Consider the following 23477-nt stretch of genomic DNA (forward strand, 5'->3'; position numbering starts at 1 on the left):
GACCCCTAGTCCTTCGTGTGGCTTGCGGCATTTCGTTTCCTAAGTGCTGCAAAACGACTTTCGCATGACGCCTGCGTTCTTCCGAGCGCCTTGGCGACAACGGTCCAAGGCGAACCTTTCGAACGTAATTCCCACAACTTGGCTTCGTCTTCCGAAGACCACACCTTGGCGCCATTTGGCGAAGGCGTAACTTGAGTTACGGGCATTGGCTGTGACCTGAAAAGCGACCAGCGTACGCCGCAAAGCAATCTTCAACCGTTCACTTTGGAACACTGCGCGGAGGCGAATGGGAATGCTTGGCTACCAGCTTCCTTAACCAGTTCCCTTTATCTTCGACAGGCCAAGGGACAGGTGGAAGCATGACTGGTAAGTGCGCGGGGTGTGCAAGCGGAACTGAATTGCCGTTCGCGTTTAAGATGGCATTTCAACCGATCATTGATGTCACTCAAGATCGAATTTGGGGCTATGAAGCGCTCGTACGTGGCCCAAATGGTGAAGGTGCGCACAGCGTCCTCAGCCAACTAACTGATGATCAGATTTATCGGTTTGATCAGGCCGCGCGAGTCATGGCGATCGAAACGGCTGGAAAGCTGTTCAACGATCCGGCAGCACGTCTCTCGATCAACTTCATGCCGAACGCGGTATACGAACCAAGAGCGTGCATCCAGAAGTCGCTTGAGGCAGCCAGAAGGGCGAATTTTCCCTCCCGCAACTTGATGTTCGAATTCACCGAGAACGAGCGGATGAACGATCCCGCCCACGTGGAAAACATTGTCGCCAGCTACAAAAAGCTCGGGTTTCTGACGGCCTTAGATGACTTTGGGGCGGGGTATGCCGGGCTGAATCTTCTTGCACGCCTGCAACCGGATCTGATCAAGATTGACATGGAACTTCGTAAGCATGCGGCGTAGGCCGCGGGCGGGCTGGTTTGTCCGGTTAGCGGCTAAACCTCGGGCTTTTCGGCCTTCGGCTTAACGATCGCCGCGAGTACCTGGCGGCGTTCTTCAATAATCCAAGGAGCGTCCTTGTGGATTGCGATCAGCTCTTTGAGGTTCTCGATCCCGTCATCGGTGAACGCCATCACCCCGTCTTCACCGACGCCGACGACCCATAGCTGGCCATCCTCGGTGTCCATTTCTTCGGCGACCTCGAACAGCCATTCCCCGTCTTCGCCGAGCATCTCAGCAACATGGCTGAGAGTGAACACGTGGCTAACCTTGTTGACGTGTCCCATCAAGCCGCCTGTGCCGCAAGGCCTTGCTGTTGCGCTGTCTTCCAGTTCCAGGGCAGCAGCTCATCGAGCCTGTGGGCGGAGTGGGTGGCGATGCGAGCGAGTACATCGGCGAGCCAGGCCTGAGGATCGACGTCGTTCATCTTGGCAGAGACGATGAGGCTATACATGGCGGCGGCTCGGCGCCCTCCGCGGTCGGACCCACAGAATAACCACGACTTTCTGCCCAATGCGATGCCGCGCAGCGCTCTTTCGGCTGCATTGTTCGAGAGGCAGACGCGGCCATCGTCGAGGAAGCGGGTGAAGGAGGTCCAGCGCTTGAACATGTAGTTCATGGCCTTGGCCAGATCGTGACCGCGGGTGAGCTTGGCGCACTGCTCGCGCATATAGGCTTCCAGATCGGCGACCAGCGGCGCGCTCTGCGCCTGGCGAACAGCTCTTCGGTGATCGGCGCTTTGGCCATTGATAGAGCGCTCTATCTCGAACAGAGCGTCGATGCGGCGCACGATCTCCATGGCGACGGGCGAGATGACGATCTCCTGCTTTCCGGCCGCTTTGCGCCGCGCGTTCTCCTCAAGATCCGCCATGGCGAAGAACGGCCGCCGGGCATGGACCCAACAGGCCGCTTCCCTGATAGGCCCAGGACTTCGCTGGGGCTCGTAGAGTTTGGTGTATCCACCGAAGGCGTCGGCCTGCAGGATGCCGCTATAGTTGGTCAGATGCGCCTGCGGATGCTCGCCCCTTCGATCGCGCGAGTAATAAAACATTGCTGCCGGCGGATCTGAGCCGCCGAAGGGGCGGTCGTCCTTCACATAGACCCAGCATCGAGCGACATCGCACTTGCCCAAGGCCAACACGGGCACGGTGGTGTCGTCGCCGTGGAGGCGTTCAGCTGCCATGACGTGGGCTTCCAACAGGCGCGATAGCGGCTCCAATACCGTGCAGCAAGCCCCAACAGCGTCGGCTGCGGTCGACAGACTGACGGGCACGCCCTCCAGCGCGTAACGCTCAGTCTGCCGGTTCAGAGGCTGATGCTGGCCGAACTTCTCATAGAGGAGCATGGCCAGCAGGCTCGGCCCCGCCCATCCTCGCGGAATCACATGGAATGGCGCCGGTGCCTGACTGATTTTCTCGCAGTCCCGGCAGGTGAACTTTTCCCGCACCGTCTCGACCACTTTCCACTGGCGCGGTATTGATTCCAGGGTCCGGGTCACATCCTCACCAAGCTTGCGCAGGCGATTGCCGCCGCAGCATTCACACGTCGTTGGCGAATCGATCACCACGCGCTCGCGGGGAAGATGATCAGGGAAGGTATTGCGTTCGGGACGCGTGCGCGTAAATCCGCGCACGGTCGTTGTCCTGGCGACAGCTCTCTCGGCCGCAAGCTCGTCTTCGGTGGCGCTGGATTCCAGCTCTTCAAACGTAAGCGCTAACTGGTCGATCAGACGAGACGAGCGTTCTGATCTTTGCCCGTGGACCTGGCGCTCAAGCTTGGCGATCCGCAGCTTCTGGCGGGCAATCAGCGCACTGTCTTCCGACGCCTTGGCACGGGCGACCGCAAGCTCCGCTGCAATATCCAGAGCCTTCGCGCGTTCGCTCGCCAACGCCTCTTTCAGAGCGGCTATGTCTTCGGGAAGAGCGTCGCGAGGCGTGTCCATGCAACCAGAGAATCACAAATTCAGTGCTTTGTGGTGCCCCAAAATGCGCATGATCTCATATTTTATTTCGCTCAGCCGGCGCTCTGCGGTCGCCATGTTAGTTGCGGATTCCTCCAGTCGATCCCTTCCAGCATATAAGCCATCTGAGCCGCTGAGATCGATACCGCATCTCCCGACGTCGCAGGCCAGATAAACTTGCCGCGGTCCAAGCGCTTGGCATACAGCGACATGCCTAACCCGTCGTGCCAAAGAATCTTGAGCAGATCACCGCGGCGGCCGCGGAAGATGTAGAGATCCCCCGCATGCGGGTCACGCTTCAAACTCTCCTGGACCGCGAGCGCCAGGCTTTGCATGCCGCGGCGCATGTCTGTGTGACCGGTGGCAATCCAGACCCTGACGTTGCTTGGGATCGGAATCATCACCGCCTCAGAAGCTCGAGGACCCGCTGCAGTGCTTCAGTGTCCACGTCACGGTCAACGCGGACCCGACAGCCGCTAAGCTCGATCTCGATTATGCCTACCTTCGCGCGCTCTTTAGCCGGCGATGGCCTTGTCTGCGCGACCACGGCCGATGCCGGAGTTGGTGTCGAAGTGATCTCCACAGGAACAAGCAATGGCGCTGCATCCCCGCCCAGCCGACCCTCGCGCGCCAACCGTCGCCACGTGAACAACTGGCTCGTGGACAACCCGTTGCGCCGCGCCGTCGCCGACACCAACCGGGAACCATCATAACTCTCAGCAACGATCCGCTGCTTCTCGTCCACTGTCCAACGACGGCGGGCGCCAGTCGAAACTACTTCCAATCGGGAGACCTTCGAAATAGGCGTATGGTCAGTCATACGCCTATGTCTTCATCCTCCGTCCTCAGCGCGCAAGGCGGCCCTCGCCGGAGCGATACGGAACTTCTAAGGGACATCCATATCAGTCCGTCGAAACAGGTGATCGTGTCCGGCCTGACATCAATTGCTCGCCAGCTAGGTATCACCGTGCTTGCCGAGGGTGTTGAAATCGAGGCTGAACTAACTGTGCTGCGCGCTGCTGGTATCAAGCTTTTCCAAGGATACTACTTCGCAAAGCCGGCGTTTATGTCTCTGCCGACAATAACTAGCTCAAGCGGGAAGCTCGCGGTCGGCTGATATCTTCAGAGCGGTGACGCTAAGTTCTTGCACCTTGCGAGCCACAAGTCGTTGGCGTTCGACATCGGTCTTGGGCATCAACGATGATCGTCAACGACGGCAAGCCGGCTGCAGGTTGAGTTTGCTCATCAACGAACCGATACCATCCGTTCGGCAGTCTTGGGTCTCAGCAACCTTGGTGGTGGAAAGATCATTCCGGGGTGTGCTTCTGGATCGCTCGGGTTTCGGCTTGCTCGCACTGGGTCGCGTGTCATGCGGATCGTGCCAGTGGCGAGGAATGAAGTCTGGAGCCTTGGCCTTCGCTGGTTCCTTTGGCTGAGGCTGAGCGGAAACGGAAGGCTCGGGAGGAGGTGTGAAGGCAAGCTCGGCCTTGCCGACCGTCGGCTGGACGTCAAGCGCGCTGACTAGCGATAGCCGATCGGCCTTATTGCCAGCTACAGCAGGATAGGTGATTAGAGGTATCGGCACCGCAGAAGGCTTGGACGTGGCGGCAGCAATAGCCCCAACGCCACCTACACAGACTAGTCCAAGTAAGACGATCTTGATCACAACGATGTCCCCACACCGAGGCATCAAGCCTAGACGACTTTTGGCCCGGATTAAGGCGACTTGATTGTGTGGTTAATGCTCGGCACTCACCACCCGTGGCTTCGGCTGGTAGCGTATGATGTTGCCGATCTTGATAGCGGTGTCGGTAGCACCCGGATCGTATTTTCTTCTGCGTACTAACGGTCGACGAGAACGTGATGACAACGGTCTAATTGAATGTCATCAAGTGCAGAGATCCTATTCGAGTTGTAAGGACGTCAGAGCGCTCGTTCATTTTGAACAAGCCAAAGGCGATACACCGCATTTGTAATCTGAACTTTAGAAAATATGTGACCGACCCCTTGGTCAATCACGGCTTGTTCAACAGACAACCTTAGCAATTTGGCTGCAAACAAAACCCGCAGCCCGGAATTGATAAAATCAATATCCTGCACCGACACGAAGTACTTCGCTGCTAGCACCCCTCCACGGATTGCGATCATGCGCTTAATGCCAACAAACGAATGGCCGATGAGGGATTCCGCTTCGTCAAAATTTTCGATGAGACGTTTCTCAAACGCCTGGTCGTAATCGGCAAGATCGTGATCATCTTTCAATTTGGGCACCTTCCTAAGGACTTTCGAGCGAGTTACGTTTGACCGCCCGTGATCATTGGCCGCACTTAATCTTCAAGCCCATATTCCCGCCGAGTCAGCCAGATTAAGCGCTGGGGCGGATCGATAAAACCGCGAGGCTGCTCGAATACTCGCTTGATTTCGGAGCTCGGCTGGAATGTGGGCCTCAAATGCCCAACTCCTGGGATCGTAATTCCCTGATAGTAGGCATCGCTTCGCCCTTGAAGCTCGCTATACGGCCGTCGTCGCGGCTTGATCGTGGCAATCGCCGCATGAGTTGTGCAAATAGTGTCCGAGACCAAATCCGGAAACAGTTGCTGCAACTTACCAATGGCAGCTAAGACGCTGTCGGTCGGGGGGGCGCTGTTCGGTGCAAAGTGCTGCTTGCTACCATTCTCGACGTTGGCCCGGCTGCACGGAATTCCACACGTAGTCAGAATATCCGCAAAATGCTGCGCACTTTGTACGTTGGGATTGTCCCGCAGGCCGAGAGCCCTGCCGTGCCAACCAGCACAGAGTATTTGACGGAGACGCTTCAAATCCCCGGAGCGCTTGCGGAGATAGCGTCGCTCGTCTTCGGAAAGCTGCATGCAAGAATCAACGTACACGGAGAAGGAGTCGAAGTCCCCGACAGACTTGATGCAATGAGGATCGGAATCTAGATATTTCTCAAACAGCTCACGCACCGTTACGAACTGTTCGACCGTTTCCCACGGCACTGTCGAAAATGCACAGTGCTTATATTCGTCGTGCTCAAAGAGGATGTCGGGTTTCCGCTTCCAATCATATTCCATATTCACGCGCCGGGTGACCTCCTTCGGGACGAGGTCTACATCAAACTCAACGATCTCACGTATTCCTGTAAGGCTCTCGAACGTCAGAACATCATCAGGCTTGCGGTCGAAAAACATCCGAACGATTTCCGCGTTCCGAAGCTCATCGGTATGGAATTTATCGTTCAGTCGCAGGCCACCTTTCGCCAGGACGATATTCATCGGTTGATCGACAGTTCCTTCGACTAGGGTGGCTTGACCGCGGGTCCTCCAGCCAAGCGGGCATCGAATCTGATGCTTTATTTCGACGACGCGCGGGTCACCGGTTAGTGACTCTCGAGCAGCGCTAAACGCGCTGGCGGCAGGACGCTGAAGCGCGGCATCGATATCGGTGTTCGTAGCGTTCGTAAGGAATCCATCGGTCGTACAGCTAAACACACAGACACGATCTGGCAGCGCATTTAGGATTTCACCAATGACAGCGCGAACAAAGGACGTGATGTATGCAGCGAAATACGGATTCGTTATCTTGCTCGGCGGTAGCGGAGCCATGTCCATCGAACGGCTGTCATACACGCGTTTCTCACGCAGGCCCTGTGCCGTCTTTCCATAGGTCGAGTTGCTCAGTTCCTTCCAGAACAAGTCATCAAGCGATTTCTTTGGATGCTTCCGGCGCTCCGCAATACAATGTTTGATGTAGTCGGAAAAAACGGGGTTGCTGCTGTCCGACGCGATCACCACACCGTGCCGAATTTCGAGCGTCGCCCCGAGCGAGTGAGCCAACGCAATTTCCGGCGCAGCGCAGAACGATTGACCTTTGCGTGGAAATACAAGGCCATTGTCGGTCCTGACGGGCAAGGACGGAAATCGAACACTGTCAGGGAATTCAAAATCGACGAGAGCATAACCTAGAGTGCGGATGCCGAAATCAGCAACATCGAGGGTATGCTTAAATTGTTTCCAGTCGGGCGTACCGATCAGTGCCATGCCAGTGGCATATGCACTCGATAGATCATAGTCCGTCCAGTCGTCCAAGAACGCTGGCCCAAACCAGTACTGTTCATTTCTCCCACCGTGATAGGACTCAGTCGCAAGGGCCTCATAGAGAGCGTAGTTGAGTTGGGCTACTTCGCGGTTTTCGGTTTGATACCGGTTGAGCCGCTTCTTCCATCGCTTTTCCTTTACGGTCTCCCGGCCAAGGATTGCGTCAGGATCTCGCGCCCCGTCTTTCCAACTCTTGAGCAGCAAGTCGACGCCGATCGCGGTTAGGGTGACCGGCAGCCGAACCTTCCCGAGGTGCTGCTCGCACAAACGAATAATCCGCTGGGCATATTCCGCGCAGATGACGGCATCTTGAATCGCGTACCGCCGGAACAGGGGCCATTTCTCGGACCGCAGTCTGTCCATCCGCCCTTTGATATCGCGCTCCGTTGCGGGATCATCGCTCAGCACGACCTTCGGTATTCCGAGGATGTCACCGATAGAGGCGAGCGACTGCGAGCCAGCTGGCGCAAGAAGGAAGGTATCGCGAAGCAACACCTTTAGTTCGACATCACCATTATCGGCTTGGACCAAGAAGTCGAAGCTGGCGTCCGTCGAAACAAACGAGCTACGAACCGCCGATGCGATCTTCTTAATGGTATCGAAATCACTGAATGCCGGAAGGTCAGCCTTTGTGTAGTGGCCAACGAGGTAAATCGTGTGCGGCAGCAAGGCGCTCGAATCAGGCGGACGAGACCCAAGCGCGAAGACGATCAGCTCGCCCATCGACATCCGTTCCCCGTCAGGCGGAACGGCTATCCCAGACCAAGCTTCCCCGGAGGGCAGAAGGCAGTGGAACTGGTACGATAGGACGCGGTACTTCGCTCGACCCTCACGAATATCGTCGCGGGTGGAGCTTGATTCGGGTGTCACGTACTCGGTATCGAAACCGATGATCGCATAATCTGTCGCCCCCGAAACTTTCCTCTCCGGCTTCGGCAGAAACCTGCGCGCGTCGATTGAAACCGTGCAGGCCTCCGAAGAAACTTCCGGCGGCGTCAGATTAAGCGTGACAGAACCCGGGATGGATTTGAGCTCCTTGGGACTACGTTTTTGCATTCCGGGCAACGAGGTTACGCTTCAGTAAATGTATGACCTCTTCTCCCATAGCAGACATTTACTGAAGTTCACGGGGGGGGGGCGAGGGCCAGGGCACAACCTTCAGTAATTGAATGAACTCCTCTCCCATAGAGCAGATTTACTGAGGTTTCCGACGCATCGGACCACATCCGGACAGTGGCACAATTGTCCACCATTTGAAGATGAGGTGGCCAATCAATCTTAGATCAAAAGGACATCACTTAAGCAAATGATGCCCGCCGGCAGCTGCGATCTCCAGCGCCCGCTTGGCGCTCTCCTGGCCCTTGATGTCGCGCAGATCGAGCGGCGAGGTTGCCGCTTCATGCACTTTCGGCACCGGCCGCGACAGCACCTGGGTGCCCTTGAAATGGTTGGCGATCTGGATCAGCGAATGTGCGGCGACGATCTGGATGTCAGGGCTCGCCCACGCGGCCTCCGATCCGCAGGCCGCGGGACAAATCAAGCCCTCCTCGCGCACATTGGCCCCGATCGCAGCGGGCAGAACACCGGCCACAGGCGCGATCGACCCGTCGAGGCCGAGCTCGCCAAGCACGGTGAAACCGGTCAGCGCATCCGGCGGGATCGCGCCGATCGCCGCCATCAGGCCCAGTGCAATCGGCAGGTCGTAATGGCTGCCTTCCTTCGGGACGTCGGCAGGCGCGAGATTGACGGTGATCCGCCGCGCCGGCAGCGCCAGCCCCGAGGCGATCAGCGCCGAGCGAACCCGCTCGCGCGCCTCCGACACCGCCTTGTCCGGAAGACCGACAATGGCGAACGCGGGCAGGCCTGGCGCGACCTGCACCTGCACGTCGACCGCGCGGGCCTCGATCCCTTCAAAGGCGACTGTCGAAACCCGCTGGACCATATGCTGCCCCCTCGCACAGCTTGGGGTAGCAGAGCCCGACGATCCTGGCAAGAACAATACAGGAACGGCGGCGGCGCCGATCCCTAACCGGTCGTAAACAGGCTCCAGACACTACGCCTCGAATGCGAGCGGCTCTCCTCAGCACATTCCAACGAATGTCCGCTACTCCTGAGCCTGCGGGATGGGCCGTGATCCAACGGGTGAACAATTCAAATGCTTGCAAATCGCCGGAGAAGCGAACGACGGGTGTGCACCAGGCTTGCCAAGATCCATTTTGGCGCCGGCTCGCTGCCACGGGACTGCACGATCACTGACATCTCGGACGGAGGTGTGAAGGTCGTGGCGGAATTCATCGAGGTGCCGCCGCAATTCACCATCATCTTCGCGCCGGATTATTCCCGTCAGTGCCGCCTGCGCTGGCGCATCGGTTGCGAATTCGGTGCGGAATTTACCGACTGAGCCCAACAGGGGCGCGTCCTTAACCGGACTTTAGGGTTAATCGGCAAAGCATCTCTGATCAGTCCGCCGGCGGTGATCAGAGTATGTCCAAGCGTTCGTCCCTTGCCTTTTCCCCGGCGAGATTCCTGCTGCCCGCGCTCGCGGTGCTCGCCCTCGGTGGCTGCCAGACCACAGGCCTGGAGGACGTGACCGGCGCGCTCGGCGGCCGGTCCGAGCCTGTCGCCACGGCCGACGCCAAGCCCGATATGAACGCCCTGCGCGAGCGCTATCGTGCCAATCCCGGCGATCCCAACGTTGCGCTCGACTACGGCAAGGCGCTGCGCGAGACCGGCCAGCGGGCCCAGGCGGCGGCGGTCATGGAGCAGGCCGTCCTTCTCCATCCCAGCAACAAGGCGCTGCTCGCCGGCTACGGCCGCGCGCTCGCCGACAACGGCAATTTCCAGCAGGCGTTTGACGTGCTGGGCCGCGCGCATACGCCCGAAGATCCCGACTGGCATATCCTGTCGGCTCAGGGCGCCGTGCTTGATCAGCTCGGCCGCAACGAGGAAGCGCAGCAATATTACGCAAGCGCGCTGAAGATCGTGCCGGACGAACCGTCGGTGCTGTCCAATCTCGGCCTGTCCTACATGCTCCAGAACAACCTGCCGCGCGCCGAGGAAACCATGCGCCGCGCCTATCAGCGCGATCCGGCCAATCCCCGCGTGCGGGCCAATCTCGCGCTGGTGCTGGGGCTGGAGGGCAAGCAGACGGAGGCCGAGACCATCGTGAAGGCCGATCTGCCGCCGGACCAGGCCGCGGCAAAGGTCACGGCGCTGCGTCAGTTGCTGTCGAAGAAGCAGCAGCAGCACGCGGAGAAATGATCTCCGCCGCTTTTGTTCGCTCGAAAACGCTCCCGTGCTTTACGACGCCTTGCGATGCGGCGCTGATGCGCGTCCGCTCTTGCCCTTCAGCTTCTTCAGGAGAGGTCCGAGCAGCGAACGCTTCGGCTTCTTCACCTCGCCGCGCCCGGCGAGCCGGTTGGCCATGGTCTGGAACAGCTCGGTGGTGCGGTGGCTCGTGGAGACCTCCGCGATCATCTGGCCGTTATTCGCAGCGGTCGAGAACAGCTTCGAATCGAACGGGATCACCGCGAGCGGCTGCCCCTCCATCGTCTTGGCGAAGGATTTGACGTCGATCTCGGCCCGCTTGTGCATGCCGACCTGGTTGATGCAATAGAGCGGGGGCCGGTCGTTCGGCCGCGCCGCCTTGAGCACGGTCAGCATGTTCTTGGTGTTGCGCAGGTTTGCGAGGTCAGGCTCGGCCACGATGACGATGTCGTCGGCGTTGACCAGGGCGCGCTTGGTCCAGGCCGACCATTGGTGCGGCACGTCGAGCACGATGCATGGCGTCGTCATGCGCAAGGTGTCGAAGATCGCGTCGAACGCTTCGGCGCCGAAATCATAGACGCGGTCAAGGGTGGCGGGTGCGGCAAGCAGGCTGAGGCGCTCGGTGCATTTGGCGAGCAGACGCTCGATCAGCGCCGTATCCGGCCGGTCCTGCGACAGCACCGCGTTGGCGATGCCCTGCGCCGGATCCTGGTTGTAGTCGAGACCGGCGGTACCGAAGGCGAGGTCGAGATCGATCACGACGGAATCGAGCGCCAGATCGCGCGCGATGGTCCAGGCCACATTGTGCGCGACCGTCGACGCGCCGACGCCACCCTTGGCGCCGACCACCGCGATGATGCGGCCGGTGATGATGGCCTCGGAAGCCGAGAACAGGCTGCAGATCGAGCGCACCACGTCGATGGTCTGGACCGGGCCGATCACGTAGTCGTTGACGCCGCGACGCACCAGCTCGCGATAGGGCGCGGTGTCGTTGGGATTGCCGATCACGACCACGCGCGTGCCGGGATCGCAGACGCCGGCGAGGTCGTCGAGGCCTTCGAGAATGTCACGCGTGCCGTCGGATTCGATCACGATGACGTTCGGTGTCGGCATCGTGTCATAGACGTCGATGGCTGCGGCCAGACCGCCGCTCCTGGCGGTGAGATGCGCCTTGGCGAGACGGCGGTCCTGCCCGGCCGCGGTGATCGCGGCGAGCGTCTGCTCGGTCTCGCAAAAGGCCTGCACCGAGATGCGGGGAACCGGCGCAATGTGTTCGTCGGGGCGCTGCCGATCGTCCGCCTCGTCGTCGTGAATCCCAGTCATTTGCCTGTATCGCTGAGTTTGGCCTTGTCGGCCTCGGGATAGGTGGTCGCGGTCGCGTTGCCCTTGCGGTAGCGGTCGAAGGCGATGTCGCGCCGCGCGGTGTAAGCGGGCGTCTCCGCGCGCGGCTGCTCGAGGTCGGCGGGGTTGTCGATCATCGCGGCGAGATTGCGCTGGGTGGCGCAGCCGAGATTGAAGTAGGGCCTGTTCTCGTTGTAGCCGGGATCGACGATGGACGGTCCCATGTCCTCGGGCCACAGCCCGCAGGGGCCGGCGACCGCAGTGATCTTGGAATAGCTCAGCCGGATGGTCGGCAACAGGCCGGGATCTTCGGGGCGATAGGGATGCTGGACGATGGCGCGCGACGGCACGCCGCCACTGCCGAGCACGGCACGGATCTCGTGATAAGTCGCTGCTGCTGCGCGCGAATTCGCGGTGTCGATGGGCACGTCGACGACGACGGAGCCGGTGCCTTCGCGCACCCAGTCGCGGGCGATGCCCATCACGTCCGCGGCTTGCGGGGCCGAAAGACCGCCTCTCGCCTTGCCGACGAAGATCACGATCGAGCGCGTGCCTTCCTGCACCGCGATCGGGTGGCGCATGCGGTAATCGGTCGGCACCGTCTGCGTGGTGACGACGTCGCCGGTGGTGTTGCAGGCTCCCAGCATGACGGAAAGCCCGGTCAGCGCGAGCGCGATGCGCGACTTGCGAAATCGATCTTCTGTCGTCTTCGTCATCGCCTGGTCCCCTCCTACCGCTATCCCGGTCCCCAAACCGTTCGTTCGTGTCAGTCGATGATGAAGCCGAAATCGCCGCTGATGCCGTCGATCGGATCGACGCGGCGCGCGATGCCGTAGAGGCGGTTCATGCGGCCGAGCAGCGCCGACTGCGCATCCGAAGAGGGTGCGAACCCGTCGTCGGGCCGCGACAATTCCTTCTGGGCGACCGCGCGCACCACATAGGGGGTCACGATCACCATCAGCTCGGTCTCGTTGTTGACGAAGTCCTGGCTGCGGAACAGCGCGCCGAGGATCGGGATCTGGTCGACGCCGGGCAGGCCGTTGACGGCCTGCTTGGTCTGCTGCTGGATCAGGCCGGCCATTGCCATCGAACCACCGGAGGGAATTTCCAGCGTGGTCTCGGCGCGGCGGGTCTGGACCGAGGGAATGGTGATCGAGTTGGTCGAATTCGCGGACAGCGCCTGCGACACCGTGATCGCGTTCTGGCTCGACAGCTCCGAAACCTCGGTCATCACGCGCAGGCTGATGCGGCCCTCGCTGAGCACCACCGGCGTGAAGTTCAGGGAGATGCCGAACTTCTTGTAGGTGATCTGGGTGGTGCAGACATGCGTGGCCGGATCGCAGGCGTAGCCGCCGGGGATCGGGAATTCGCCACCGGCGATGAAAGTCGCTGACTCACCCGAGATCGCGGTCAGGCTCGGCTCGGCCAGCGTCCGCATCACGCCCGCGCTCTCCATCGCGCGCATCGTGGCGTTGACCGTGGCGACGCCCTTGGCAAGCCCTGTGACGCCGAGGCCGTTGCTGCCGACCAGCGGTCCGCCGCTGGCAGTGAACGGGTTGGAATTGTTGAAGTTCACCACCGCGGTGCCGGCATTCAGGCTGGCGCTGAGGTCGACGCCCAATTGCTTGACGATGTCGCGGCGGACTTCGCCGACGACGACTTTCAGCATGACCTGGTCGCGGCCACGGACCACGATGTTGTTGACGACCTTGTCGCTGCCGCCGACGAGCTTCGCGGCGACGTCGCCGGCCTGCTGGGCCTCGACCGGGCTCGACACCGAACCGGTCAGCATCACGCTGTCGCCGACGCCTTCGATCTGCACCCCCGGCAGCGACTGATGCAGCGCCGCCCGCATGCCGTTGAGATCGCGCTTCACCGCGATGTCGTAGGAGGCGACCTGCTGGCCGTCGGCGCTGAAGAACACCACGTTGGTCTGGCCGACCTGTCCGCCGATGATGTAGGCGCGCTGCGACGACCGGATCACCGCATTGGCGATCTTGGGATCAGCCACCAGCACGTCCTTGACCTCGCGCGGCAGGTCGATGACCACAGATTTGCCGATTCCAAGCGACAGCGAACGCGTCCGTGCGGGCGCGACGGTCGCGGCCGGCGCCACGCCGAGGTCCGGCGCCTGCATCGGCGCCTGGTCTCCGACCGGCGCATCCGCGGCGCGGACGAGATCGGGGCCTGCGACCAGCCCCAGCATCATCATCGCCCCTGCCCAGAACGAGCCAGCGCGCTTCCCCCGAATGCGCAGGCCCATCCGATAATCCCCGTAATTCATCATGTCTCCATCACTTCTGTGACGTTAGTTGTCGCGTCTGCACGCCGTAGCGGATCACGTTGACGCCGCTCTGACGCTGCTTGAGCGCCTGGTCTTCGGGCGCGCCGTCGGTGGCGCTGGCATCGGCGATGCTGCGCAGTGCGAGCGTCAAAGTTCCGCCCTGGCGCGAGGCCGACAGCGTAGCGACCTGCTCGGGCTTCAGCTCCAGCGTGACGGTCTTGCCGATCACGGCGGTCTGGCCGTCCTTTTCCTTCGGCGCCTGGTCGATCGCGAGCACGCGGATATTGGACAGGACGACCTCCGACAGGATCAGGTCATTGCCGCCGGTCGCACCGCTGGTGTCGGGGTTCTTCAGGCGGCGCGTCAGCACGACGTCGACGCGGTCGTTTGGCAGGATGAAGCCGCCGGCGGCGGTCTCTGCCGAGATCTCGGTGGATACGGCCCGCATGCCCGAGGGCAGGATCGCGGCCATGAAGCCGGAGCCGTCCGCCCTCACCAGCTTCTGCTCGCGGATCGGCTCGCCCTGCATCAACGGCACGCGCGCGATCGACCCGGCGATCTCGGTTTGTGCGTTGGGCCTGCTGTCGCGCCGGACGAAGGCGCTGCTGGCGGTCGCTTGCGGCCAGGTCTGCCATTGCAGATCCTCGGCCTTCACGGCCTGGCCGAGCTGGATGTCGGATTTGGCGACGAGCACCTCGGTCGTCGGCAGCTTCTCGGCCACCGGAGCGACCGGCGCGGGCTTGTTGTCGTAGCTGCTCGCCAGATACGCAGCGACGCCGCCGGCGCTCAGCGCGATGACGAGAACGACAATGCGTGCGGTGTTCATACGCTTCTACTCTCACGCGGGGCACTCGAACCGCACGTAGCGTGTTCCCCCGCGTCGATGAGTAGGGAGTAAAAGTATAAGGGGTGTTGCGAGGCCGAGTGTGATGCCCTGTGACGGTGCGGGTTTTGGGCGGATGGTGAATGCCGCGTTATCCCGGTCGGTCAGTGGCCCCGTAGATTCACGCAGGCGAACTACGACCTTCGGAGGAAGCGCGGGAGCGTCATGGTGAATGGGTGGTTAGTAAAGGAGGTGCGTCGCGAGATGGAAGCAGCGCGCCACAACATCAGTGTCGTCCCGGCGAAGACTGCGCGCGTCCGGGACGACGTGGAGAGAGAGACGAGGCTCCCCAACGCCATCATTGCGGAACTACCTCGTCCGCTTCTGCTCGATCACGTCCCAGATTTTCGCCGCAACGTCGGGGCCGCCAAGGCGTGCGATGGCGCGAATGCCGGTCGGCGACGTCACATTGATCTCGGTGAGATTGCCGTTGATGACGTCGATCCCGACGAACAGGAGGCCGCGCTCGCGCAGCGCCGGGCCGACGGTGGCGCAGATCTCGCGTTCGCGCGGCGTCAGCTCGGTCTCCTTGGCGGCGCCGCCGCGCACCATGTTGGAGCGGAGATCGTCGGCCGCCGGCACGCGGTTCACGGCGCCTGCGAACTCGCCATTGACCAGGATGATGCGCTTGTCGCCGAGCTTCACCTCGGGAATGAACTGCTGAATCACCCAGGACTCTTTGAACGTCACCGAGAACATGTCGAACAGCGAGCCGAAGTTCATGTCTTGCGGCATCACCCGGAACACCGCGGCGCCGCCATGGCCGTGCAGCGGCTTCATCACCACGGCACCGTATTTGTCGCGGAACGCGTTGATCTCATCTAAGTCGCGCGAGATCAAAGTCGGCGGCATCAGCTGCGGAAAGTTCATCACGAACAGTTTTTCGGGCGCGTTTCGCACCGCGGCGGGATCGTTGACCACCAGCGTCTTTGGGTGAATGCGTTCGAGCAGATGCGTCGAAGTGATATAGGCGAGGTCGAACGGCGGATCCTGCCGCAGCAGGACGACGTCGAAGCCGTTGAGCGCTTCGCGCCTGGGCTCGCCGAGGGTGAAATGATTGCCGGGCTCGTCGCGCACCGTCAGCAGCTGCACCGGCGCGACGATCTCCTCGCCGACCATCGAGAGCTTGTCGGGCGTATAATAGGACAGGCCGTGGCCGCGCTTCTGCGCCTCCAGGAGCAGCGCGAAGGTGGAATCGCCCTTGATGTTGATGCGGGCGATGGGGTCCATCTGGACGGCGACGTTCAGTTTCATGGGCTGCCTTTCAGGTCGAGGCGTCGAATGCCGCCAACACATGGCGTGGAAGTGACCGCGGCGCAATCAGCATGGCGTCGAATCGCAGCTCGAATTCCGCATGCTCGGGATGCGCTGCGAGCCAGCCCTGCGCGGCATCGATGATGCGCTGCTGCTGGCGTGGCGTGACCGCATAGGCGGCCTCGTCGAGGCTGGCGCGCGCCTTGACCTCGACGAAGGCGATCAGGTTGCGGCGGCGCGCCACGAGGTCGATCTCGCCATGCGCCGTGCGGTAGCGTTTGGCGAGGATGCGGTAACCCTTGGCCATGAGAAAGGCGGCGGCGCGGCTCTCGGCCGAGATGCCGGTGCGGAACGCGGCGACACGCTCGGGCGAGGCGACCTTTGGCTCCGGTTTGGGTTCTGCGACGCCCCTAGTCTTCGCCATCGCCGCCCCGCAAATCCTCGTGCGGACTCTTGGCGAGTTCGAGCGCGCGGGCATAGATCTCGCGGCGGGGCCGCCCAGAAAGCGCGACGGCATGCGCGACGGCGTCCTTGACGCTGTTCGTGGCGAGCTGCGCGCGCAGGAGATCGTCCAGTGCATCTGATGTCAGCACGTCGGCGTCGGCCGCGGGCGGTGCGATCACCAGCACGAATTCGCCGCGCGTCTCCAGCGCGTCGGCTTCGCCCGCGAGCTCACTCAGCGTCGCCCGCGAAATCTCCTCGTGCAATTTCGTCAGCTCGCGGCAAATCGCGGCTTCGCGCGTCCCCATGATCTCGGCGAGCTCGGCAAGCGTGTCCTGCACGCGATTGCCGGATTCGAACATCACCAGCGTGGCATCGATGCGCGCGAGCTCGGCCAGGCGCGATTTTCGCGCGGCCGATTTGGCGGGTAGAAAGCCCTCGAAGAAAAAACGGTTGGTCGGCAGCGCCGCAACCGACAGCGCCGCCAGCACCGACGAAGGGCCGGGCAGCGCAAAGACCGCGTGGCCGGCGGCACAGACCTCGCGCACCAGCTTGTAACCGGGGTCGGAGATCAGCGGCGTCCCGGCGTCCGACACCAGCGCGACCGAGCCGCCTGCCGCGAGTGCCTCCAGGATCTTCGGCCGCGCAGCCTCGGCATTATGCTCGTGATACGGCTTGAGCTGCGCAGAGATGTCGTAACGCTCGGTCAGGCGCCGCGTGATGCGGGTGTCCTCGCAGGCGATGACGTCGACCCCGGCCAGCGTCTGGAGCGCCCGCAAGGTGATGTCGCCGAGATTGCCGATGGGGGTCGCGACCAGATAGAGGCCGGCCGCGGGCTTCGGAGCTGACAGCCGATGGGCGTCGATGGAGAAACCGCGCGAGGCGGTGTCCGCAGCTTCAGTCGTATTTATCGGAGCCGGCTTTGCGCGCATAATGAATCGAACTTAGGCATGATCCCGGTGGCTGGGAACCAGTCCCCGGAAAAAGATCATATTGGGAGAGGGACTGGAATGTGATCCATCCGGCATCACATTCGAGGGGGAATGAAGCGTCAGCGCCATATTCGCGGCGGAAACCGCGCCTTGATGCTGCGTGACGGACGGCAAACAGCTGGCCGGAACGAAGGGCAGCCGCGTTAAGCGGTCATTATCCTTTTGTTTTGGTTAACTATTTGTGGACAACATGCCTGAATCCGCGGCTTGTGTTGCGGACAAGAGTGAAGTGACGGGCCGCCTGCGGCCGGTCAGAAGAGAAGCTGCCATGGTGGGCCCGCGTGATCCGAAGTCTCCCGTTCAGGGGCCCCTGATGCCAGGGGCGACCCGGCGGAGTACGCTTGGCCTGCTGCTCGGCACGCCCTTGCTCTCGGCCTGCGCCGGCGTGCAGCAGAGCCTCAGCCAGTTTTCCAGCCCGTTCTCCAGCTCCTCGCCGCCTCCGGCCCAGCCGGCCGGTCCGCCACAGCAGGCGACGACCGCGGGCACCGGCGGCGTGAAGGTCGGGGTGATCCTGCCGCTCTCGGCCGCGGGCAATGCCGGGCTTGCGGCGCAATCCATGCGCAACGCCGCCGAGATGGCGCTGGCCGAGTTTCAGAACCCGAATATCCAGCTCCTGATCAAGGACGACAATGGCAGCCCGCAGGGCGCGCAAGCCGGCGCGCAGCAGGCGGTCGACGAAGGTGCCGAGATCATCCTGGGGCCGCTGTTCGCGCAGTCGGTGCCGGCGGTGGCGCAGGTCGCGCGCGCGCGCGGCATCTCGGTGATGGCGTTCTCCACCGATTCCAGCATCGCCGGCCGCGGCGTCTATCTCCTGAGCTTCCTGCCGGAGTCCGACGTCAACCGCATCATCGAATATTCCGCCGGCATCGGAAAACGCGCCGTTGCCGTGCTCGTGCCCGACAATGCCTATGGCAATGTCGTCGAAGCCGCGGTGAAGGCCACGGTGCCCAGGCGCGGTGGGCGTGTCGTCGCGTTCGAAAGATACGGCGCCGATCGAGCCACGCCGGCGCGCAACGTGGCACAGCAGCTCGGCAGCGCGGACGCATTGTTCATTGCCGATGACGGCGATGCCGTCGTTTCGGTCGCAGACGCGATGACCGCAGCGGGCGCGAATCTGCGCAACATCCAGCTGCTCGGGACCGGCCTGTGGGACAGCCCGCGCGTCTATGCGAGTCCGGCGCTGCAGGGCGGCCTCTATGCCGCGCCGGATCCGGCCGGCTTCCGCGCGTTCTCCGGCCGCTACCGCACCAAATATGGCGCCGAGCCGATCCGCACCGCGACGCTCGCCTATGATGCCGTCGCGCTTGTCGCAGCGCTTGCGCGCACGCAGGGTACGACGCGCTTCTCGGCCGACGTGCTCACGAATCCATCTGGTTTCGCGGGCATCGATGGCCTGTTCCGGTTCCGTGCGGATGGCACCAATGAGCGCGGCCTTGCGGTGATGAAGGTGACGACGGGCGGCGGTGTCGCGGTCGCGGGCTCGCCGAAGAGTTTTGGGGCGTAGTCCTACGCCGCGAGATCCGCGACCACGGCGTCCAGCACCGGAAAACCGCTGCTCGTCACCCGCAACCGTCCCGCCGCATCGACCGTGATCGCGCCTTCCTCACGCAGCAGCGCGATACGTCTGGGATCGAGCGGACGGCCGGACAAGGCCTTGTAGCGCTCGGGGTCGATGCCTTCGGCCAGGCGCAATCCCATCAGCAAGAATTCGTCGGCCCGCTCCTCGCTGTTGAGGAGATCGTCGGTGACGATTCCATCGCCGTTGCCCTCGACCCGCATCAGCCAGGCTTCGGGACGCTTCTCGGTGGCGGTGGCGTGCCTGATGCCGTCGATGTCGAGGCGGCCATGGGCGCCGGGACCGATGCCGGCATATTCCTCACCGCGCCAGTACACCAGATTGTGCCGGCACTCGGCGCCGCGTCGCGCGTGATTTGAGATCTCGTAGGCGGGCAGGCCGAGCTTGTCGCAGGTCTCCTGCGTCACGTCGTAGAGCGCGCGCGCGACCACTTCGTCCGGCGTCTTCAATTTGCCCGCCTGGTGCAGGCCGAAGAACGGCGTGCCTTCCTCGATCGTCAATTGGTAGAGCGACAGATGCTCGGCCGCTTCATCGATCGCAAGGCGCAGCTCGTCCGCCCACATCGCCGGGGTCTGGTCGGGACGGGCGTAGATCAGGTCGAACGAATAGCGATCGAACGAGCGGCGCGCGATGGCGACGGCGTCGAGTGCCTCGCGCGCACTGTGCATGCGGCCGAGCGCTTTCAACGAGGCATCGTCGAGCGCCTGCACGCCGAGCGAGACCCGATTGACACCGGCAGCGCGATAGCCGGCGAAGCGCGTGGCCTCGACGCTGGTCGGGTTTGCTTCCAGCGTCACTTCGACGTCGTTGGCAACGCGCCAGTGCTTGCCGATCGCATCGAGCACCGCGCCGACGGTGGCGGGCTGCATGAGCGATGGTGTGCCTCCGCCGAGGAAGATCGAGCTGACTTCGCGACCGGGCGAGCGCTGCGCAGTCGTTTCGATCTCGCGCGCGAAGGCGGCCGCAAAACGCGCCTGGTCGATGGCGGCGTGGCGGACGTGGCTGTTGAAGTCGCAATAGGGACACTTCGACAGGCAGAACGGCCAGTGCACGTAGACGCCGAACGCATCTTTATCAGCGCGGCTCAAGGCAGATCTCCGCCAGTTTCACGAAGGCCCGGGCGCGGTGCGACAGGCCGAGGCCGAGCGGCGGCAGGCCATGCTTCTCGATGCTGGTCATCTCACCGAAGGTGCGGTCGTATCCGTCGGGCAGGAACATCGGATCGTAGCCGAAGCCGGCGGTGCCGCGGGGTGGCCACACCAGCGTGCCGTCGACGCGCGCCTCGACCTGTTCGAGATGATCGTCGGGCCAGGCGACGCAGAGCGCCGAGACGAAATGCGCTTTGCGCTTGTCCGGCGTGGTGGCGCCGCGCTCCTGCAGCAGGCGCTCGATCTGCGCCATGGCGGCGGCAAAGTCCTTGGACGGACCGGCCCAGCGCGCGCTGTAGATGCCGGGCGCGCCGTCGAGCGCGTCGACGACGATTCCGGAATCATCGGCAAAAGCCGGTAGCTTGGTCGCCTGCGCGGCCGCGATTGCCTTGATCGCGGCGTTGCTGCGGAAATCGCTGCCGGTCTCGTCAGGCTCGCCAAGGCCGAGCTCGCCGGGCGACACCACCTCGATGCCGTGAGGCGCGAGCAGCTCTTTCATCTCGGCGAGCTTGCCGGGATTGTGGGTCGCGATGACGAGCTTTCCGGTGATTCGGCGGTGCATGGGGCTATTGACTACGCGACAGCCAGTTTCTGCAAGTCCACCAGACGCGCGATGCCTTTTTGCGCCAATGCGATCAGCGCCAGGAACTCGTCCTGCGTAAACGGCTCGCGTTCCGCAGTGCCCTGAACCTCGATGATGCGGCCATCACCGGTCATGACGAAATTGGCGTCGGTTTCGGCGGCCGAGTCCTCGGCATAGTCGAGATCGAGCACCGGCGTGCCCTTGTAGATGCCGCATGAGATCGCGGCGACGTTGTCGCGCATCACGTTGGCCTTGATCATGTTGCGCGACTTCATCCAGTTGATGCAGTCGGCGAGCGCGACCCAGGCCCCGGTGATCGAGGCGGTGCGGGTGCCGCCGTCGGCCTGGAGCACGTCGCAATCGACGGTGATCTGGCGCTCGCCGAGCGCTTCGAGATCGACGATGGTGCGCAGGGAGCGGCCGATCAGGCGCTGGATCTCGACGGTGCGGCCGCTCTGCTTGCCGGCCGAGGCCTCGCGGCGGGTGCGTTCCGAGGTCGCACGCGGCAGCATGCCGTATTCGGCGGTGACCCAGCCGCGACCCTGGCCCTTCAGCCACGGCGGCAGGCGGTCTTCCAGCGTGGCGGTCACAAGCACGTGGGTGTCGCCGAATTTCACGAGGCAGGAGCCTTCCGCATATTTGACCACGCCACGCTCAAGCGTTACGGGGCGCAATTCGTCGGGCGCACGGCGGCTTGGCCGCATGGGAAATCCTCCAAAACTCGCAAGGTCAGGCTGTTCGCGGTGCTTGTAGGTGGGGTGAGGGTGGGCAGCAAGGCTTTTTCGCCCCTGATATCTGCCCCGCAAACGCCCCGCTTGTCAGACGCGCCCGGGATGGACAAATTACGAGGAACTGACAGGAGTTAACGTCTGTGGCCCATCACGATCCGATCCATCTGATCGCGCCGCGCGCAGGCCTCGCCCAGCTCAACGAGCGTTCCCGCGACATCTTTCGTCAAATCGTCGAAAGTTACCTCGCGACCGGAGAGCCGGTGGGCTCGCGCAACATCTCGCGCCTGATCGCGATGCCGCTGTCGCCGGCTTCCGTGCGCAACGTCATGGCCGATCTGGAACAGCTCGGTCTGATCTACGCTCCGCATACCTCCGCCGGCCGGCTGCCGACGGAACTCGGCCTGCGCTTCTTCGTCGACGCCCTGATGCAGGTCGGCGATCTCAACGAGTCCGAGCGGCAATCGATCCAGAGCCAGCTCGCCACCGTCGGCCACGCCCAATCGGTCGAGGCGGCGCTGGATCAGGCGTTGACCCGGCTCTCCGGCCTGACGCGCGCCGCGGCGGTGGTGCTGACGCCGAAGTCCAATGCGCGGCTCAAGCACATCGAATTCGTCCGGCTGGAACCCGAGAAGGCGCTGGTCATCCTGGTCGGAGACGACGGCCAGGTCGAAAACCGTGTGCTGGCGCTGCCGCCGGGGGTTCCCTCCTCGGCCATCACGGAAGCCGGCAATTTCCTCAATGCGCGGATTCGCGGGCGGACGCTCGCCGAGGCGCGGCTGGAGCTGGAAACCGCGCTCGGCGAGGCCCGCGCCGAGCTCGATCAATTGACGCAAAAGGTGATCTCGGCCGGGATCGCGAGCTGGTCGGGCGGCGAGAACGAGGACCGCCAGCTCATCGTGCGCGGGCACGCCAATCTGCTGGAAGATCTGCACGCGCTCGAGGATCTCGAGCGTGTCAGGCTGTTGTTCGAGGATCTCGAGACCAAGCGCGGCGTGATCGACCTGTTGGGGCGCGCGGAAACCGCCGAAGGCGTCAGAATCTTCATCGGCAGCGAGAACAAGCTGTTTTCGCTGTCCGGCTCCTCCACCATCATCTCGCCCTATCGGGATGCCGCCGGCCACATCGTCGGCGTTTTGGGCGTCATCGGGCCCACACGGCTGAACTATGCCCGTGTGATCCCGACCGTGGACTATGCCGCCCGCATCGTCAGCCGCCTGCTGGGCGGGCTGACCGGCATTGAGCCGATCACGGGCGCTTGATTTTCGGCGTCCGAAGCACGATATCCGGGCCAGCAAACCTCCCCTTGAGACGAGTTCGAGAAGCAGCCGATGACCGATCCCACCCGGCAACCCGAAGACACGGCCGCGCCGACCGGCGAACCCGTGGTGTCAAAGCCCTACATCATGCCCGACGATCCCGAGCCCGGCTCGGTCGAAACGTTGCAAAAGGAAGCTGCCGAGGCGCGCGACCGCATGCTGCGGACGCTGGCCGAGATGGAGAACCTGCGCAAGCGCACCGCCAAGGAGGTCGCCGACGCCAAGCTCTACGGCATCACCGGCTTTGCCCGCGACGTGCTCGACATCGCCGACAATCTCCAGCGCGCGCTCGATGCCGTTCCGTCCGAAGCGCGTGCTGCGGCCGATCCCGGCCTGATCGCGCTGATCGAGGGCGTCGAGCTCACCGAGCGCTCGCTGCTCAATGCGCTGGAAAAGCACGGCGTGAAGAAGCTCGATCCGCAGGGCCAGAAGTTCGACCCGAACTTCCATCAGGCGATGTACGAGGTGCCTGACGCATCGGTGCCCGCGGGCACCGTCGTGCAGGTCATGCAGGCCGGCTACACCATCGGCGAGCGCGTGCTGCGTCCGGCGCTGGTCGGCGTCGCCAAGGGCGGCGCAAAGCCCGCGCCCGCGGCGAACAGCAACGAAGCGAACTGAACGATATCGAGGAGCGCGCTCGCGCGCGTCTCCTCCTCT

The 23477-nt window shown here is 62.8% G+C and carries 22 protein-coding genes and 3 pseudogenes; 7 read left to right on the forward strand and 18 right to left on the reverse strand.

The features are described 5' to 3' along the window. Positions 1–5: 5 nt before the first annotated feature. The gene (locus ACVIIW_RS09425; protein ID WP_456700489.1) at positions 6–206 is read right to left on the reverse strand and encodes a Myb-like DNA-binding domain-containing protein; all 201 of its coding nucleotides are present in this window, start codon (positions 204–206) and stop codon (positions 6–8) included. Between the two features lie 153 nt (positions 207–359). Here ACVIIW_RS09425 and ACVIIW_RS09430 point away from each other — a divergent pair. After that, a pseudogene (locus ACVIIW_RS09430) lies at positions 360–893 on the forward strand (EAL domain-containing protein); the annotation flags it as partial. 50 nt (positions 894–943) lie between these two features. Here the strand turns inward: ACVIIW_RS09430 and ACVIIW_RS09435 are convergent. The 4 genes from ACVIIW_RS09435 to tnpA form a co-directional block, all read right to left on the reverse strand. Beyond that, complete coding sequence (locus ACVIIW_RS09435; RefSeq protein ID WP_456700490.1) at positions 944–1234, reverse strand: hypothetical protein; 291 nt, start codon at positions 1232–1234, stop codon at positions 944–946. Then, the gene (tnpC, locus tag ACVIIW_RS09440; protein WP_456700491.1) at positions 1234–2889 is read right to left on the reverse strand and encodes an IS66 family transposase; all 1656 of its coding nucleotides are present in this window, start codon (positions 2887–2889) and stop codon (positions 1234–1236) included. The genes ACVIIW_RS09435 and tnpC overlap by 1 nt, the downstream gene beginning before the upstream one ends. A gap of 71 nt (positions 2890–2960) precedes the next feature. Beyond that, positions 2961–3308: an IS66 family insertion sequence element accessory protein TnpB gene (gene tnpB, locus ACVIIW_RS09445; RefSeq protein WP_141340086.1), complete on the reverse strand. Its 348-nt coding sequence runs from the start codon at positions 3306–3308 to the stop codon at positions 2961–2963. After that, entirely contained in the window at positions 3308–3727 is a 420-nt protein-coding gene (tnpA, locus tag ACVIIW_RS09450) for an IS66-like element accessory protein TnpA (RefSeq protein ID WP_310880253.1), read from the reverse strand. Before tnpA ends, tnpB begins: the two co-directional genes overlap by 1 nt. A 54-nt stretch (positions 3728–3781) precedes the next feature. Here tnpA and ACVIIW_RS09455 point away from each other — a divergent pair. Next, a pseudogene (locus ACVIIW_RS09455) lies at positions 3782–4024 on the forward strand (EAL domain-containing protein); the annotation flags it as partial. An 806-nt stretch (positions 4025–4830) separates the two neighbouring features. Here the strand turns inward: ACVIIW_RS09455 and ACVIIW_RS09460 are convergent. The 3 genes and pseudogenes from ACVIIW_RS09460 to ACVIIW_RS09470 all read right to left on the reverse strand — a co-directional run. Continuing rightward, a complete protein-coding gene (locus ACVIIW_RS09460) occupies positions 4831–5169 on the reverse strand; it encodes a hypothetical protein (protein ID WP_456700492.1) in 339 nt (112 codons plus the stop codon). 65 nt (positions 5170–5234) lie between these two features. Then, on the reverse strand, positions 5235–8060 hold the full coding sequence (locus ACVIIW_RS09465; protein ID WP_456700493.1) for a DNA polymerase: 2826 nt from the start codon (positions 8058–8060) through the stop codon (positions 5235–5237). Positions 8061–8304: 244 nt separating this feature from the next. Then, a pseudogene (locus tag ACVIIW_RS09470) lies at positions 8305–8946 on the reverse strand (magnesium chelatase domain-containing protein); the annotation flags it as partial. 213 nt (positions 8947–9159) lie between these two features. Here ACVIIW_RS09470 and ACVIIW_RS09475 point away from each other — a divergent pair. Continuing rightward, a complete protein-coding gene (locus ACVIIW_RS09475; protein WP_092232357.1) occupies positions 9160–9405 on the forward strand; it encodes a PilZ domain-containing protein in 246 nt (81 codons plus the stop codon). An 83-nt stretch (positions 9406–9488) separates the two neighbouring features. Next, complete coding sequence (locus tag ACVIIW_RS09480; RefSeq protein ID WP_456700494.1) at positions 9489–10265, forward strand: tetratricopeptide repeat protein; 777 nt, start codon at positions 9489–9491, stop codon at positions 10263–10265. 39 nt (positions 10266–10304) lie between these two features. On the opposite strand, the gene ACVIIW_RS09485 is transcribed toward ACVIIW_RS09480, so the two are convergent. The 7 genes from ACVIIW_RS09485 to rsmI form a co-directional block, all read right to left on the reverse strand. Beyond that, positions 10305–11594, reverse strand: coding sequence for an AAA family ATPase (locus tag ACVIIW_RS09485; RefSeq protein WP_456700495.1), 1290 nt, complete (start codon positions 11592–11594; stop codon positions 10305–10307). Further along, entirely contained in the window at positions 11591–12328 is a 738-nt protein-coding gene (locus ACVIIW_RS09490) for a CpaD family pilus assembly protein (RefSeq protein ID WP_456700496.1), read from the reverse strand. The genes ACVIIW_RS09485 and ACVIIW_RS09490 overlap by 4 nt, the downstream gene beginning before the upstream one ends. Positions 12329–12378: 50 nt before the next feature. After that, positions 12379–13896, reverse strand: a complete 1518-nt coding sequence (locus ACVIIW_RS09495) for a type II and III secretion system protein family protein (RefSeq protein WP_456705122.1) — start codon at positions 13894–13896, stop codon at positions 12379–12381. Positions 13897–13906: 10 nt separating this feature from the next. Continuing rightward, positions 13907–14722 carry a Flp pilus assembly protein CpaB gene (gene cpaB / locus ACVIIW_RS09500; RefSeq protein WP_456700497.1) on the reverse strand — a complete coding sequence of 272 codons (816 nt, stop codon included), beginning with the start codon at positions 14720–14722 and terminating at the stop codon, positions 13907–13909. Between the two features lie 366 nt (positions 14723–15088). Continuing rightward, positions 15089–16033, reverse strand: a complete 945-nt coding sequence (gene gshB, locus ACVIIW_RS09505; RefSeq protein ID WP_456700498.1) for a glutathione synthase — start codon at positions 16031–16033, stop codon at positions 15089–15091. Between the two features lie 10 nt (positions 16034–16043). Next, entirely contained in the window at positions 16044–16457 is a 414-nt protein-coding gene (locus ACVIIW_RS09510; RefSeq protein WP_456700499.1) for a YraN family protein, read from the reverse strand. After that, a complete protein-coding gene (rsmI, locus tag ACVIIW_RS09515; protein ID WP_456700500.1) occupies positions 16444–17406 on the reverse strand; it encodes a 16S rRNA (cytidine(1402)-2'-O)-methyltransferase in 963 nt (320 codons plus the stop codon). Before rsmI ends, ACVIIW_RS09510 begins: the two co-directional genes overlap by 14 nt. Before the next feature lie 328 nt (positions 17407–17734). Between rsmI and ACVIIW_RS09520 the strand changes: the two genes are divergently transcribed. Beyond that, the gene (locus tag ACVIIW_RS09520; protein ID WP_456700501.1) at positions 17735–18970 is read left to right on the forward strand and encodes a penicillin-binding protein activator; all 1236 of its coding nucleotides are present in this window, start codon (positions 17735–17737) and stop codon (positions 18968–18970) included. A 2-nt stretch (positions 18971–18972) separates the two neighbouring features. On the opposite strand, the gene hemW is transcribed toward ACVIIW_RS09520, so the two are convergent. From hemW to rph, 3 genes are read right to left on the reverse strand one after another with little or no spacing between them, the layout of a single operon-like run. Further along, complete coding sequence (gene hemW / locus ACVIIW_RS09525) at positions 18973–20130, reverse strand: radical SAM family heme chaperone HemW (protein WP_456700502.1); 1158 nt, start codon at positions 20128–20130, stop codon at positions 18973–18975. Further along, positions 20117–20752 (reverse strand): RdgB/HAM1 family non-canonical purine NTP pyrophosphatase, encoded by a 636-nt coding sequence (gene rdgB, locus ACVIIW_RS09530; RefSeq protein WP_456700503.1) that lies wholly within the window; start codon positions 20750–20752, stop codon positions 20117–20119. Before rdgB ends, hemW begins: the two co-directional genes overlap by 14 nt. 11 nt (positions 20753–20763) lie before the next feature. Continuing rightward, positions 20764–21477, reverse strand: coding sequence for a ribonuclease PH (gene rph, locus ACVIIW_RS09535; RefSeq protein ID WP_092232324.1), 714 nt, complete (start codon positions 21475–21477; stop codon positions 20764–20766). 167 nt (positions 21478–21644) lie between these two features. On the opposite strand from rph, the gene hrcA reads away from it, so the two are divergent. Both hrcA and grpE read left to right on the forward strand, forming a co-directional pair. Further along, positions 21645–22763, forward strand: coding sequence for a heat-inducible transcriptional repressor HrcA (gene hrcA / locus ACVIIW_RS09540; protein ID WP_456700504.1), 1119 nt, complete (start codon positions 21645–21647; stop codon positions 22761–22763). A gap of 69 nt (positions 22764–22832) precedes the next feature. Continuing rightward, positions 22833–23438, forward strand: a complete 606-nt coding sequence (gene grpE, locus ACVIIW_RS09545) for a nucleotide exchange factor GrpE (RefSeq protein ID WP_456700505.1) — start codon at positions 22833–22835, stop codon at positions 23436–23438. Positions 23439–23477: the final 39 nt, after the last annotated feature.

The organism is Bradyrhizobium sp. USDA 4449, from assembly GCF_054056275.1.